The organism is Streptomyces sp. NPDC093261, from assembly GCF_044753645.1.
Classification (GTDB): domain Bacteria; phylum Actinomycetota; class Actinomycetes; order Streptomycetales; family Streptomycetaceae; genus Streptomyces.
The window spans coordinates 1-13,055 of sequence record NZ_JBIVNO010000038.1 but is presented as its reverse complement, the minus strand read 5'-3'; the positions used below and the strand labels follow the sequence as shown (position 1 = coordinate 13,055).

At 67.1% G+C, this 13,055-nt stretch carries 11 protein-coding genes and 6 pseudogenes; 5 read left to right on the top strand and 12 right to left on the bottom strand.

The features are described 5' to 3' along the window. Positions 1–55 precede the first annotated feature (55 nt). Complete coding sequence (locus tag ACIP94_RS37905) at positions 56–607, bottom strand: GNAT family N-acetyltransferase (RefSeq protein WP_402436546.1); 552 nt, start codon at positions 605–607, stop codon at positions 56–58. A gap of 384 nt (positions 608–991) precedes the next feature. On the opposite strand from ACIP94_RS37905, the gene coaD reads away from it, so the two are divergent. Further along, positions 992–1,510 carry a pantetheine-phosphate adenylyltransferase gene (gene coaD / locus ACIP94_RS37900; RefSeq protein ID WP_402436543.1) on the top strand — a complete coding sequence of 173 codons (519 nt, stop codon included), beginning with the start codon at positions 992–994 and terminating at the stop codon, positions 1,508–1,510. A gap of 220 nt (positions 1,511–1,730) precedes the next feature. Continuing rightward, the gene (locus ACIP94_RS37895; protein ID WP_402436540.1) at positions 1,731–2,426 is read left to right on the top strand and encodes an MBL fold metallo-hydrolase; all 696 of its coding nucleotides are present in this window, start codon (positions 1,731–1,733) and stop codon (positions 2,424–2,426) included. 37 nt (positions 2,427–2,463) lie between these two features. On the opposite strand, the pseudogene ACIP94_RS37890 reads toward ACIP94_RS37895, so the two are convergent. Then, a pseudogene (locus ACIP94_RS37890) lies at positions 2,464–2,604 on the bottom strand (ATP-binding protein); the annotation flags it as partial. A gap of 127 nt (positions 2,605–2,731) precedes the next feature. On the opposite strand from ACIP94_RS37890, the pseudogene ACIP94_RS37885 reads away from it, so the two are divergent. Both ACIP94_RS37885 and ACIP94_RS37880 read left to right on the top strand, forming a co-directional pair. After that, positions 2,732–3,030 (top strand): annotated as a pseudogene (locus ACIP94_RS37885) (transposase); the annotation flags it as partial. Positions 3,031–3,857: 827 nt separating this feature from the next. After that, positions 3,858–4,318, top strand: a pseudogene (locus tag ACIP94_RS37880) (transposase); the annotation flags it as partial. A 129-nt stretch (positions 4,319–4,447) separates the two neighbouring features. Here ACIP94_RS37880 and ACIP94_RS37875 read toward each other — a convergent pair. From ACIP94_RS37875 to ACIP94_RS37850, 6 genes and pseudogenes are all read right to left on the bottom strand, one after another. After that, the gene (locus tag ACIP94_RS37875; protein WP_402436537.1) at positions 4,448–4,738 is read right to left on the bottom strand and encodes a barstar family protein; all 291 of its coding nucleotides are present in this window, start codon (positions 4,736–4,738) and stop codon (positions 4,448–4,450) included. A 548-nt stretch (positions 4,739–5,286) separates the two neighbouring features. Further along, positions 5,287–5,481 (bottom strand): hypothetical protein, encoded by a 195-nt coding sequence (locus ACIP94_RS37870; RefSeq protein ID WP_402436534.1) that lies wholly within the window; start codon positions 5,479–5,481, stop codon positions 5,287–5,289. Between the two features lie 107 nt (positions 5,482–5,588). After that, positions 5,589–6,890, bottom strand: coding sequence for a caspase domain-containing protein (locus ACIP94_RS37865; protein WP_402436591.1), 1,302 nt, complete (start codon positions 6,888–6,890; stop codon positions 5,589–5,591). A gap of 11 nt (positions 6,891–6,901) precedes the next feature. Continuing rightward, complete coding sequence (locus tag ACIP94_RS37860; RefSeq protein WP_402436588.1) at positions 6,902–7,306, bottom strand: hypothetical protein; 405 nt, start codon at positions 7,304–7,306, stop codon at positions 6,902–6,904. 148 nt (positions 7,307–7,454) lie between these two features. Then, positions 7,455–7,946, bottom strand: a pseudogene (locus tag ACIP94_RS37855) (SigE family RNA polymerase sigma factor); the annotation flags it as partial. 32 nt (positions 7,947–7,978) lie between these two features. After that, positions 7,979–8,548 (bottom strand): annotated as a pseudogene (locus tag ACIP94_RS37850) (patatin-like phospholipase family protein); the annotation flags it as partial. Between the two features lie 581 nt (positions 8,549–9,129). Between ACIP94_RS37850 and ACIP94_RS37845 the strand changes: the two are divergent. Further along, positions 9,130–9,663, top strand: a complete 534-nt coding sequence (locus ACIP94_RS37845) for a hypothetical protein (RefSeq protein ID WP_402436531.1) — start codon at positions 9,130–9,132, stop codon at positions 9,661–9,663. Between the two features lie 127 nt (positions 9,664–9,790). Here ACIP94_RS37845 and ACIP94_RS37840 read toward each other — a convergent pair. The 4 genes and pseudogenes from ACIP94_RS37840 to ACIP94_RS37825 form a co-directional block, all read right to left on the bottom strand. Beyond that, positions 9,791–10,051, bottom strand: a pseudogene (locus ACIP94_RS37840) (transposase); the annotation flags it as partial. 230 nt (positions 10,052–10,281) lie between these two features. Continuing rightward, the gene (locus ACIP94_RS37835; RefSeq protein ID WP_402436528.1) at positions 10,282–11,424 is read right to left on the bottom strand and encodes a PP2C family protein-serine/threonine phosphatase; all 1,143 of its coding nucleotides are present in this window, start codon (positions 11,422–11,424) and stop codon (positions 10,282–10,284) included. 509 nt (positions 11,425–11,933) lie between these two features. After that, positions 11,934–12,254 carry an Lrp/AsnC family transcriptional regulator gene (locus tag ACIP94_RS37830; protein ID WP_402436586.1) on the bottom strand — a complete coding sequence of 107 codons (321 nt, stop codon included), beginning with the start codon at positions 12,252–12,254 and terminating at the stop codon, positions 11,934–11,936. Between the two features lie 98 nt (positions 12,255–12,352). After that, a complete protein-coding gene (locus tag ACIP94_RS37825; protein ID WP_402436525.1) occupies positions 12,353–12,910 on the bottom strand; it encodes a hypothetical protein in 558 nt (185 codons plus the stop codon). Between the last annotated feature and the right edge of the window lie 145 nt (positions 12,911–13,055).

Below are 13,055 nucleotides of genomic sequence, written 5' to 3'. Positions count from 1 at the left end.
CAGCGAGACCGACGACCTCTCGACGGCGCCGCGGATCTGCGCTGTCGAGCACGGCTCAAGCGGGTGGCGTGACCGAAGACCACACGCCGAGCCACTGCTCGGCGCCGTACGCTTCGAACCGTTCCAGCTCGGCGAACCCGAGCTTCGCCGCGAGGCGCATCGAGCGGGCGTTGGCGGTCTGGGTGTAGAGCACCACCGGCTCACCGGGCAGCGCGCCGGCGAACCAGTCGAGTGCCGCTGTGCACGCCTCGGTGGCGTACCCGCGTCCCCAGGCCTCCGGCAGGAACAAGTAACCGAGCTCGGTCTCCCCGGCCTTCCGACGGTGGTTGCTGCCCGGCAGCTCGGGGGCGTGCGGTTTGAGCTGGACCGTTCCGACCATCGCTCCGTCGAGCTCGACCACGAACCAGCCAGGGCGCCGCCCGGGTACTGCAGGCACCTTGCGTTCGAGTTCGTCACGCGGTTGAGGGCCGCCGAGGTAGGTGCCCACCTCGGGCGAGGCGTTCAGCTCGATGACCGCCGCACGGTCCCGGGCCTCGGACTCGCGGAGTACGAGCCGCTCGGTCCTGATCGGGGCAGGCGGCCAGGCGAGGGGTCTGGGATCGGTCATGCCGGCCAACCTAGCCAGCAGGCTCGACAGCGATCAAGGCACGCGAACCGATCAAGCCACCCGGCCCGGGGCCTCATTCTCACCAAGGAGGCCGGCTCGACAAGCCAAACATCCCTCCTCACCGATTGGTGTCCACTCCTTGCCCCACCCTGCGCTCATACGCTCGAACCCACGCCCCAACCCCTGATATCCCACCCGCACGCCCCGCAAGTTCACCGCGTTGCGCCTTCAGAAACGCGAACTTGCGGCGGAGACGTCGACAACGGCAGCGCGTTCGTCGATTCGTTCCTCTTGAGGGCCTGCGCGAAACTCGGCATCAATCTGGTGCACTCCGCCCCGGGACGCCCCGAAGGACGCAGGAAGATCGAGAGGTTGTTCCGCACCGTGAACGGGGAGTTCACCGTCGAGATCACCTCCGACAAGGACGAGGTCGGCCGCGAGACCAAGGACCTCGCGGAGATGAACCGCCTCTTAGTGCCGGGGACACGCTTGTTACTCTCTCCAATCATGCGAGCCCTCTTCCCAGGATCCTTCGACCCGGTCACTCAAGGGCACAAGGACGTACTCCGGCGCGCTGCCCTCCTGTTCGACGAGGTCGTCGTGTGTGTGATGTTCAATTCGAACAAGACCGGCCGCCTCCCCATCACGGAACGGCTGGACCGGCTCCGCGCGGCAGCAACTGACTTGAGCAACGTCACGGTCGACTCCCACACCGGCGGCCTGCTGGTCGAGTACTGCCGCCGAGTCGGAATCGACGTCGTCATCCGTGGAGTCCGCGGCGTTGCCGACCTGGACTACGAAAGGCCGATGGCGCGCATGAACCACGAACTGGCCGGAGTCGAAACGTTCTTCACCGCTGCAGACCCCGCCCTGGCCCACATCTCCTCCACCCTCTGGCGTTAACGCTCTGAAGTGGCCCCACTTTTCCGGTCCGAACTGGCCCCGGTTCGGGGGCTGGATGGGTGGAGTTCCGGCTTGGGCTGGCCCCGGGTTCCGGTCCATGCTGGCCCCGGTTGGCGTGACTGCGCGACGGAACTCGATTCGAGTCATCAAGCGTGCTTTCAGTTATCTGCTGAGGGCGAAGCGGCGAGTGCACGGCTTCGACGGTGCCTAGGTTGTTCGTATGGAGATCGTTGAGCTGTTGCCGGAACTGCATCTGTTACGTTTCGAGGTGGGGCAGGCGTATCTGTGGCGTGACGCGGACGGGCTCACGTTGATCGATTCTGGGCTTGCGGGGGCCGGTCCGGCAGTCGCCGATGCCATCCTGAGTGTCGGGGCGAAGCCCGGGGACCTGCGGCGTATCGTGCTCACACACTTTCATGAGGACCATGCCGGCGGTGCTGCCGAGATCGCCGCGTGGGGTGGGATCGAGGTGTTCGCACACCGTTTGGATGCCGGGGTGATCCGGGGGGAGTCACCGGCTCCGCCGCCGGTCTTCGCGGATGCTCCGGACTGGGAACGCTCCTTGTTCGAGAGCAAGCCGAAGCTGCCGCCGGCACCGCCGGTCGCTGTGGACCATGAGGTGGGTGATCAAGATGTGCTTCCCTTTGGTGGCGGGGCTCGCGTAGTGGCTGCGCCGGGCCATACTCCGGGCAGCACTGCGTTTTATCTCCCTGCCTTCAGAGTGCTCTTCCTGGGCGACGCTGCAGCGAACGTGGGAGGCAAGACCATGGCCGGGGTGTTCAACACGGACCGCTCTTGTGCACTGGAATCCTTGCGGGCCTTGAGTCGGCTGGATGCGGAAGTGGCGTGCTTCGGCCACGGCGAGGCGATCGTGGGATCGGCTTCGGCAGCTCTTCGTGCTGCGGCAGCTTCATGAGCGGCATTTTTGAGGATGCAGCAGACATGACGGTGGATCATTTGTCCGCACCCCGCTGCCTGGCTTTGGTCCGGGCAAGGCGGTAGGACTCAGTGCCGGTCTCGATGATCGTGCCGTTGAAGGTGAGGCGGTCGACGATGGCCGCGCAGAGCCGTGGGTCGGTGAAGGACTTCGTCCAGCGTGCGCCGTGAGGCGCTTCGTTGTATCCCCGACGCAGTCGGGATGAACTTGGAGGGAGGTTCTTGGGTCGCCGGGCTTACTTGAGCGCGAAAGCGTGAGCGGACAACAGCATGCCTGGAAATGTAGGCCGCCCCCGCCGCGGGCCACGCCGACGAAGGGCCGCCAAGCTGCATGCGGACAAGGGGTACGACTATGACGACCTGCGTCGATGGCTCCGGGGACGAGGCATCCGGCATCGCATCGCCCGCAGAGGCATCGAGTCCTCCACCCGACTGGGCCGGCACCGCTGGACGATCGAGCGCACGATGTCCTGGCTCGCCGGAAGCCGCCGCCTACACCGCCGCTACGAACGCAAGGCCAACACTTCCTCCCGTTCACCGCCATCGCCTGCAGCCTCATCTGCTACCGCAGACTCACCAAATGAGACGTCTAAGTCGCCTGACATGTGTCGCGGAGTGCCGACTCGCTCCCTGCACAGGGCGCCGACGGTCCACAGATCGCCGGGAGTGCGGACGAACGCGCGGTGGGCGAGCATGTCCCGCTTCAACTGCGCAGCGAAGACCGTGTGATCGTCCTCGTGGCCGCGCCTGGGGTAGCAGTACCAGCGGCCGCAGGCATAGCGCACATCGCCGGGTAGTCCAGCCCTCGCACCGAGCCGCACCCGGACTCGTCCCCAACGTCCGGTGACGGCTGCACGTCGAAGGAGACCGCCTCAAGGGGTGGACACGACGGCGGCTACTGCGTTTCAGCGTCGCCTCTGTTCCGACTCCGCTGCGCACACGCCAGGGTTCCCCCGCAGCGCACGCCCAAGTAGAGCGCTGATGCCGCGAGGAGACGAACGGGTCCCGTCCGACAGCCGAAGGCAAGCCGACGGCACCCCGGTCACAAGCGGACCCCTGGCTGCTACCAGGATTCTCAATGCATCTGCTGGATTCTCATCAAGCTTGCGTTACTGCAGTTCAAGGCCGCGATCGATACGGAAGAAGCGCGCCGAGGCATCTCTCAACCATCTGCAGCATCGCAGGCCCAAGCGATCTCTCTACCGCAACAAGAATGAGACCTCACAACGGCGGCCGCCGTGCACCCACCGCACCGCATCCCGTCCTGTCGCCGACCACACCGCCTCAGACACCCCTCCCCCGCGTCCCCGCCGCGCGCCGCCGGTTCAGCCGGCGCAGCCTGCTGCCGCGCCGCTGGCACCACTGAAAACATAGGTCAAGGTCACTACGCGCACCGGAACGGTACGCGGAAGGGCGCTCGCTCCTGGTGGAGCCGGACACCCTTCCGCCCATTCATCTCATGGTCATGGTCACCTTCGCGGACCTGCATGACACCGTAGCGGCGAAGGAAGTCCTGCCTGGCCCGGAAAAGCTCCGGTCGACCACATCGCAGCCGCCCACCCCACCATCCGCAAAGTCTGGGTGGACGGCGGCTACCGCCAGCACCTCGTCGAGCACGCCGCCCGGCTCGGCATCGACAGGGACATCGTCCAACGCGCCCCCGGGACCAGGGGATTCACTCCGCTGCCCAAGCACTGGACCATGGAGCGGACCTACGGATGGCTCATGCTCCACCGCCGCCTGGCACGCGACTACGAAACGCTTCCCGCCCGCTCCGAAGCCACGATCCACCTCGCCATGACCGACCTCATGGCCCACCGCCTCACCGGTGAGAACACCATCTCCTGGCGCGACCCGACACCCCAGGGTTGAACGCTAATTCCGGGATAAAACACCGGGAGGAAACGACCCCTCAGAGTGCCGAGCCAGGTGTGCCATTTCGGTAGTTCCGTCTGCTGGCCTGTCCTACCGGGTTCCGAACCTGGTAGGACAGGCGCTATGTTATTCAAACGTCACGGTGAAACGATCGGAAGATCCGAAGGACTGATCCCGTGACTGAACGCGGAGAAGGAGAGCGCGAATCCTCTCGAATTCGCTTTCGCCCAGCGCCGTGCTGCTGAGCTCCGACTCCTTCCAGACGATCTCGACCGGTCGTTCTACGTCCGTCGACAGTCGATCCCACAGAGCGCTCAGATTGGCTCCGTAGTAGGGACCGAAATCCAGAGCTCGCGACAAAAACTCATGAAGATCTCTTTCGGAGCGAATTGCCGCGCCGTCGATTTCAATCCTCACGAGTTCTCACTTCCAGTTGGGCAGCTGCTCACGTTGTTGATCCCTACGTCCGCCTCATGCCAGGTCCGCCCTGGAGCGGGGGGCAGCAGCCCGTCAAGATTTTCGAACACGTCTCCGCCCATCTGGGCGCCGGGAATGTTGGTTTCCCAACGCCTTTCCGCTCCCAGTCGGCAGCTTCGGCTTGCGTCTTGGTCACGTAGTCACTGAGCAGCTTCCCCGTCTTACGGAGACTGTCGATCAGCGGATTCGCCGCCTCCGCAGTTGCAAGATCAACGTCGAGCGGCGTGCACAAGGAGTTGTGCACGAGTACCGGCGTCGCCCCTGCCATCACATAGTACGTGTGGAGTTCCTCGACGGTGAGGGTGTAGGTGCAGGTGCGCTGGTCGAAGGCCTGGTTGGCCTGGACGCCGAGGTGGGGCGGCGGCGAGCTGCGACAGCTGCGGCCCCGTGGGGGCGAGGTCGAGTTCCTCGCAGACCCTGGTGCGGGCGGCCTCCCAGGCGGCGTCGCCGAGGAGGCGGGCGTTGGGGTTGCCCCACTCGCGCAGGCCCTACACGAACACCTCGTGCCGGTGCAGGGCGGTACGCAGGGCCTCGGTGGAGGCGACGATCAGTGCGCGCTTCCCCACACTGCCCACGGGCATCGGCGGAGGCGGGAAGACCAGGCGCCGCCAGGCGGAGGTGAGGACCTTGGCGGGGACCTCCCATGCCTGGATGGGGCGGCGCCGGCCCTTGAGGGACTTCACGAAGTCGGTCGCGTCCAGGACCGGCTCGCCGACCGGGCTCGCAGCAGACGGTGGGGCAAGCCGATCAGATCGCGGCTGAAGGAGCCGGGCTTCCCAATCCGGCTCCTTCAGCGCAACCGGGGGTCCATCTCCAGTAGTTGTTGGTCGGTACGGTACAGGCCGCCGACGAAGTGTTCGATGGCCGAGCGCAGGCGCACGGGGTCGACTCCATAGGTGCCGAGTGTTCCCACGATGACATAACGCTGGTCTGGAACGTGGTGGTTGGCTCCTTTGTCGAATCCCGGGGGACGGGGTGCGTCGGGACGCAACCGCACGACGAGTACGTTGGAGTGGTTGGCGATTGTGCGCAGTACGCCGACGCACTCGATATCGGCCCAGGACACGTACGCAGAACGCTTTCCGTGGGCGACTCTCAGCCCCTGGCCGTCAATGATCAGTTCATAGCGGACTCTCTCCGCAACGACGGCCAGCAGGGTAATGAGACCGACAAATCCCAGCACGGCTGCGGTCATGATCAGTAGGACCCGCCAGCCGCCGAAAACCAATGTCAGTGTCACTATGACGACGAGGAAAAATACGGCTGCAATGGTGTGGCGGTGGCCGTCCGCAGGCGGGGCGGTCGGCGGCGTCCGGCGAAAACGAACTTCGTCCGCGCCGTCGGCTGCCGCCTTTGCACTCTTTCCGGATGGCTGGACGGGGCCGCGGACCAGGGCGATGTCCCCGGCAGCGTTGACGGAGCGTTTTTGCGGCCGCGGCAGCCCTGCCCCGTGCAGCAAAGTGTCGATGTGCTGGTGGATGCCGTCCAGAGTCAGCGGTTCCGGCTGGCTGAGGGCGTCCAGCAGTGCGGCGGTGAAGGCGGTGTGACGCTGCCCGGGCGGTGCATGGGAGGGTGCGGTGGCCGTGGTGGAGGTGAGGGTGTAGGTGCCGCTCACATCGAGTTGGGCTGTCAGCAGGCTGCCCGATTCGGTCATGGCAGCCACTGCGCGGCCGGAGAAGCAGCAGTCCAGCACCAGGACCCGAAAGCGTGCCCGGGCCCGGCCGAGGTAGCGCTTGACCAGGTCGGCCGGGACACCGGTGAAGCCGACATGACCGGGGTCCGTGGAGGACAGCGCGAGGTGGAGCAGCCCGTCCTCGTCCAGCAGCCCATGGCCGGTGTAATAGACGAGCAGCAGGTCCTCGGCCTCGCGTGCGGCTTGTGCAAGTGCCATACCGACGCTGCGATGACCGGCCGGATCGGCCAGCACCCGGCAGTGCTCCGGCCGCAGGATGCCGTGCGTATCCTGCGTGAGCGCGGAGTGAAGGTCCGCGAGGTTGGCCTTCACGGCGGGAATCGCGGGCAGACCGATGTCGTCAAAATCGCTGCATCCGATGAGGACCACTCGGGAAGCGGCACCGTCGGGGAAGCGCATCACGCTCTGCCTCACTCCTCCCCGCCCTCCAGCAGCCGCCCGACCGCACCGATCACCGCCTGCGGATCGCTGGTCCGGCGGACCTCCACGGCGACCTCCCGCCCATCGCCGCGGCTCACGTGCACGGTGACATCTGCACGGCGTTGCACCAGCCAAGTCGACAAGGAACGAGCCAGCACAGCTCCCGCTCCGCCTGAGCCCAGTGCCACCGCCAGCACGTCCAGCGCGGCCCCCATCTGCCCCGGCTGCGGCGTCCGGGCCAGCAGCTCCACCCGGCCACGCAGCGCCTCTTCCGCAGCCAGCCAATCCCGGAGTGACACCAGATGCGTCCCTGCTTCCACACCCGGCTCGGCCGACACCTGCACCCTCAAAGTGCAGCGCCCAGGCGGCGTTTCGCTGTCCTCGCACTTCTCCATGAGGCCATCGTGCCAACAACAGCGACTGGACACCCAACAGACGCCTCACATCCGTTGGCGCCGGGATGCGGTGCGCCCCGCGCATCAGCGTGCCCGACGGCCAGCCGGTGGGGATCCACGGCCGACGGCCGACGGCTGACGCCGAAGCGGAGTCGGGGTCGCGGCGCTGCAGCTCCTGACGGAGCCGGGCGAGCGCACGGTGCAGAGTGCTCTTGACCGTTCCGGACGCCATGCCGAGGGCGGCGGCCGTCTCGTCGGTGGACATCCGCTCCCAGTACCGCAGCACCACGACGCTGCGCTGCTGCGGCGCCAGCACTCGCATGACGTCCAGCAGCGGCGCGCGATCGGCGTGCTGCTCGGTGGAGTCCTCGACGCTCGTGTCCGGTAGCTGCGCGGAGGGGAGCTCCTGCAGCTTCCGGGCCCGCCACCACTCCGTGCGAGTGTTGATCATGACGCGGCCTAGATAGGCATCCGTGAGGTGCTTGTCCGCTACGCACTCCCACCGGCGGTACGTGCGTGACGAAGCGGTCTGCAGCAGATCCTGGGCCTCGAGCGGGTCGCCGACCAGGCGGCGAGCCCTGTGCAGCAGAGCGTCGTGCCGCGTACGGACGTACTCCTCGAAATCCAGCACCTCACCCAGTCGGTGGACTGCTGCACGCGCCCGCGGACACGTCACTCCTGCCAGAGGCCGGCCACCGAAGATGCCAGTGCACGGCCTTGGGCGTGACCCGCGCGGGCGGCGGCCGACCGGCGAGTGTCGTCCGCCATATTGCGGCCCATTATGCGGCGGGCTGTGCGGTCCGGGGACAGCAGGAGGACGCGCGCCCCGTCGTCGGACAGTTCCGCGGCTTGCTGCGAGGCGCTGGGATGCGGCCCGACCGCGTGGGGGATCGGCGCGACCGCCAGCACCCGGCGATACCCGCGTGCAAGCTGGAGGTTGGCGGCCGAACGACTGCCACCATCCATCCAGCGTCGGCCCGCTACGGTAACCGGCGGCCATACGAGGGGCACGGCACAGCTCGCCGCGACAGCTTCGAGGAGTGTCACTCCTGAGTGCGAGTCGAACACCTCCAACTGTCCGCTCTGCGTGTCGACGGCGGCGATCCGGAGTTCCCGCTCAGGCCAGTCGCGCACGCCGTCCAGGAGCGCGCCGACCGTGTCGAAGACGTCCGACTCCGGGCCGGTCCGGGCGCTGACCGCTGCCCGGGCGAGGCGTTCGATGGACCGCTGGGGATTGCGGGAGACGCGCCTCCCAACCGTCTTTCCGGCACCAGTACGGTCGGCCGGACCAAGCGGATGTTTCCTGGGGGAAGTGGATGAGCGGCATGATGCCGGACGAGCCCGTGCTTGCTGTGCGTGGGCTGCGTTACGAGGTCGCGGACCGCGTGTTGCTGGATGGAGTGGACCTCGAGGTGGCACCCGGGGAGTCGGTGGCGGTCGTGGGGCCGAGCGGTAGCGGCAAGCGCACCCCTGCTGGGCTGTGTGCTGGGGCTGATCCAGCCGTCTTCGGGCTCGGTGAATGCGGTCGGCGCCGACGTGACGCGAATGAGGCGGCGCGCCTTGGAACAGCACCGTAGCAACCACGTCTGCAAGGCGCGCTCGCCTGTGCGGTGTTCCATCCCGTCATAGGCCGCGCACACCGCTGCCACGGCGGACAGACCGAGCGTCAATGAGGCTGCCAAGAGGAGCAGGGCGGCGGTGGAGCTGCGCCCCGCCCCGCTTTCCCTCACCGCGCACCAAACTCGACGTCGCCAGCCTCCCGACAGTTCTACGAGTGTGAGGGCGCCGAGCAGGTGCACTCGCCATCGCCTAAGGAGGTAGTTGTGATCTCGAAGACAGCCCGGCTCTGCGTGACGGACAACCAGTACTGGATCCACGGCGACGTCTTCGACGTCACCGAATGGCGCTACATGGGCTTCAACGGACTGGTCGCCTCTATCGCGGCCCCAGGAGTCCTCCGCGACCCCGGTGACTTCGCCATTGTCATGACCGGAACCGAGTCAGGCCCGGTCAGCGTGACCGTCCAGGCAGACGCACATGAACCAGGACCTGCGGATCCCGACGCCTGGGACGAGGTCGTAGAGGTCAGTCTGCTGCTGCCGGGCGACAAGCCTGCTGTCGTGACCGACTTCGACGACGACGAATCATCCTCACTGCCAGCCCTCACCGTCCTGGGCCCCGGACCGTACCGGGTACGGGTCCACGCTCGGGGCCGTGACGCCGGGCAGGAAGCACTCATGGTCGAGGACGAGCCGGTTGAGGAGCATCTCATCCAGGTCTGGCCTGCCCCCGCGGCACCGACCCAAGTGATCAAAACGAGCGATACGTACGGCATGACGTTCCGGTCACAGAACTGAACCCACCGCGCTCTGTGATCGTGGAGGCCGGCCCCCTGCGGTCCGGCCTCCAACCATTGCTCAGCGATCAAGTGTGATCCCTATCCCCTCGTACCCCGCCCAACCGTGAACGAGGAGCTGCCGCTCCGTTCGCCCGCTTCAGCTCGGCGCTCTCCTTCTTCAACCGCTTCACATCGACCGACTCCTCGGTGGTCACGCCGGGCCGCACGCCGGCGTCGACCTGGTCCTGCCGCACCCACTTCCGCAGGGTCTCGGTCGTACCGATGCCCAGTCTCTGGGCGACCGCTTTCATCGCGGCCCACTCTGTGTCGTACTCCGGGCGCACCTCGGCAACCATCCGCACCGCACGACGGCGCAGCTCAAGCGGGTATTGGGAGGGACGTGCCATGACTCGGTGATCTCAAATGATCGAGTCCCTACCGAACCCGGAACGACCGCTCACCTGGCCGGCACGACGCCACATGCGGGCGCACTTCACGTATCTCGCGGAACGCACCCGTGGTGTCGGTCTCTCCTTCCTTCACTCGGGCCACCGACGAAAGGCTCTGACCTCTCCGCCAGGTGAGCCGCCGGTGCGGTGATCCCGGGTCGAGGTCTCCGGTATCCCGCGCTATTACCTCAGTGAAGAGCCGATAGTCCCGTGTGCCAGTGGTGGGAGTCGACACGCTCGATGGCCAGGAGTGCAGCATCGTCGGCGGGTTCGTCACCGATGTGGGTGAGCAGGTCACGGTGGATGCGCTGCAGTAGCGCCTGGGCGCCGGTGACGGGGTAGGCGGCGACCCGCTCGACGAGCGGGTAGAAGGCTCCCGTCGGGGAGCGGGATTCGATGACGCCATCGGTGTAGAGCAGGAGAATGTCGCCGACGTCGAAGGTGAACGGGTCGCTTCGACCGCTTGAGGCGTGCAGTCCCCACATGCCCAGCGGAAGTGCAGGGCGGCGCGCGTGCAGGACCGTGACCTGCTGATCGTGCACCAGGAGCGGCGGGGGGTGGCCGCAGTTGATCATCTCGGCCTGTGCGGCGTCGTCGGGGATGTCGAGCAGGAGCGCAGTAATGAAGCGCTCGCCGTGGTCGTGCTCCCTGTCGGCCGCCTCCCCCAGGCCCCAGCAGACGCTCTCCTCGAGAGCAGCCGCGAGTTCGGCCAAGGTGGCGCACCGGTGAGCGCCCTCACGGAACGCGCCGAGTACCACCGAGGCCTCGCCGATGGCGGCCAGGCCCTTGCCCCGGACATCGCCGATGATCACCCGCGTGCAGGGTTGGGCGGCGCGCTCGACCGCAAACAGGTCGCCCCCGATCCGGGTCTCGTCCTCGGCGGACAGGTACAGCCAGTTCACATGCAACGACCCAATCCGATGAGGCGGCGGCCTGAGCAGAACCAGCTGTGCCGTCTCGGCTACCGACCGCGCCCGGGCCAGCGCCCGGACCCGCCGCTCTCGCATACAACAGACGAAAACCACCCACGCTGAGAGCATGGCCAAGGCGATCATCTGTGCAATGTGGTTGGGCGTGGTCAGCCCGCCACGGAACACAGCGATGAACACCTGGGCGGCCACAGCCAAAGCCCCCACCGCGGCGGTCGTCCGCGCCCCGGCCAGGGAGGCAGTGAGAGCCGGAGCGATCACCAGCAACGGGCTGAGATGGATGTAGTCCGGAGAGGACAGGTCCACCACGGTGATCACCACGATCAGTGACAGCGGTATCACCAGCAGCCTGCGGCTCGACGGCTGCTCCAGGAGGCGGTCCGCCACGCGCCCAACGCCCATACCTCTCCTTTTACCTTATTCCGGCGGTGAACGTCGTACCTGGCATATCCACCGCTGGCGAAGTCAGAGCGGCTGGCGTCGGTGGTCCTCCCGCGCCCCGACTGAGACCTGGCTACCTGATCAAGCGAACACCCAATGGGGCACGAGCGCAGCCGAGAAGCCGACGGGCACTCCGCCACCGCATGAGCGCCATTTCGGCGGTAGCCCACTGCGACGCCGGGTGTGGCCCAGAAACCGCCGCCCTCGTCGTAGCGGAGCAGCAGGACGGGATCGTCGGTGGCGAGGATCCGGCCCCCGACAGGCCCTATAAGAGAGGCCCTGCGAACAGCGATGGAACGCCGTACCTTCCTGACGATCTCCGGCGCCGCCCTGTCCGCGCTGGCCGCGGACTGGGCCGCTGGCCCCACCGGTGGGCTCGCTCAAGCCCGCGATGGCACACCAGTCTGTTCTTGTCCGTTGTCCGCTGCTGAACGGGCAAAGGGCCTGCCTGACCGGAAAATGTGATCGCCTCAGAGGCTGCCGGGCAGGCCGGTCCTCTTCACCCCGGTCAGGATGGGGGTGACTTCAAGGGTGGTGACGTGTTCGAGGGAGCCGATGGTGTCGCTCAGGAAGTCGTAGAGCGCGTTGAGGTCGGTTGCCGCGACGGCTACGAGGAGGTCGGCGGAGCCGGTGGGGGCGGAAGCGAAGCGGATTTGAGGGTGGCGGCTGAGCTGTCGGCCGGTTTCCTCCAGTCCGCCGGGTGCGACGGTGATCCACAGGAGAGCTTCGGCTCGGATGCCCAGTCGGGCGCGGTCGACTTCGGTCGCGATCCGGAGGACCTGACCGTTCACCAGTGCCTCTACCCGGCGGCGGGCGGTGAGGGCGGTGGTGTCGGCGCGGCGCGCGAGGTCGGTGTAGGAGGCTCGGCCGTCCTCGATCAGTGCGGTGATCAGCTGGTGGTCGAGGGGCGGGGCTGGAGGACGGGGCGGGTGGGTGCCGCGGCCATGTCCGGTCGCAGGCTGGCCAGTTCGGTCTGCGTCAGCAGGCCGCCGCTCCAATCGAAGGCGGCCGGGAAGACCCGGAGCAGGATGTGTGAGGTCCAGGACTGTACTGCGGGGGTGGCGGGCAGGTCGCGCAGCAGCAGGTTGTTGCGGGCGTCCGGTCCGTCCAGGAACAGGATGGTGCAGATCTCGTCGCCGCCGCCGAGAACGTCCACCCACATGGTGTCGGGGCGGCGGGCCAGCGTCGCCGCGATGGCACTGATGCGGTTGGGCTTGCAGCGGATGCGCAGGGCCGGCGGGATCAGCTCGGGAAAGTGCACGGGGTTGCGTACGGCCGTGGCCCGCAGTGTGCCGTCGCCGAACAACGGTGCCGCCCGGCGGACGACCGTGCGCTCCGAGATGTCCAGGACGCGGCCGACCGTGCGCCAGGAGGCGCGCGGGGCGGCCAGCATCGCGGCGGCGATCCGGCTGTCCGTTTCACTCAGCTGCTGGCGCACTTTCTCCATTTTTCAAGATCTTACCGGGACTCTTGCAGAAAGCCCCGGCGTTCACGCCGGGGATGAATGCATCTCAAGGCTGCTCTGACGTGCACTTTAGAGCGGACGTTTTTGCTGCTCGATGTACTGGCGGACGATCGCCAACGGTGCTCCG

Excerpts from the sequence above, each read along its gene's own strand:
- ACIP94_RS37905 (WP_402436546.1), bottom strand. The coding sequence starts at position 607 with ATGACCGATCCCAGACCCCTCGCCTGGCCGCCTGCCCCGATCAGGACC.
- ACIP94_RS37895 (WP_402436540.1), top strand. The coding sequence starts at position 1,731 with ATGGAGATCGTTGAGCTGTTGCCGGAACTGCATCTGTTACGTTTCGAG.
- ACIP94_RS37865 (WP_402436591.1), bottom strand. The coding sequence starts at position 6,890 with ATGCGCTTCCCCGACGGTGCCGCTTCCCGAGTGGTCCTCATCGGATGC.
- ACIP94_RS37860 (WP_402436588.1), bottom strand. The coding sequence starts at position 7,306 with ATGGAGAAGTGCGAGGACAGCGAAACGCCGCCTGGGCGCTGCACTTTG.
- ACIP94_RS37835 (WP_402436528.1), bottom strand. The coding sequence starts at position 11,424 with ATGGGCGTTGGGCGCGTGGCGGACCGCCTCCTGGAGCAGCCGTCGAGC.
- ACIP94_RS37825 (WP_402436525.1), bottom strand. The coding sequence starts at position 12,910 with ATGGAGAAAGTGCGCCAGCAGCTGAGTGAAACGGACAGCCGGATCGCC.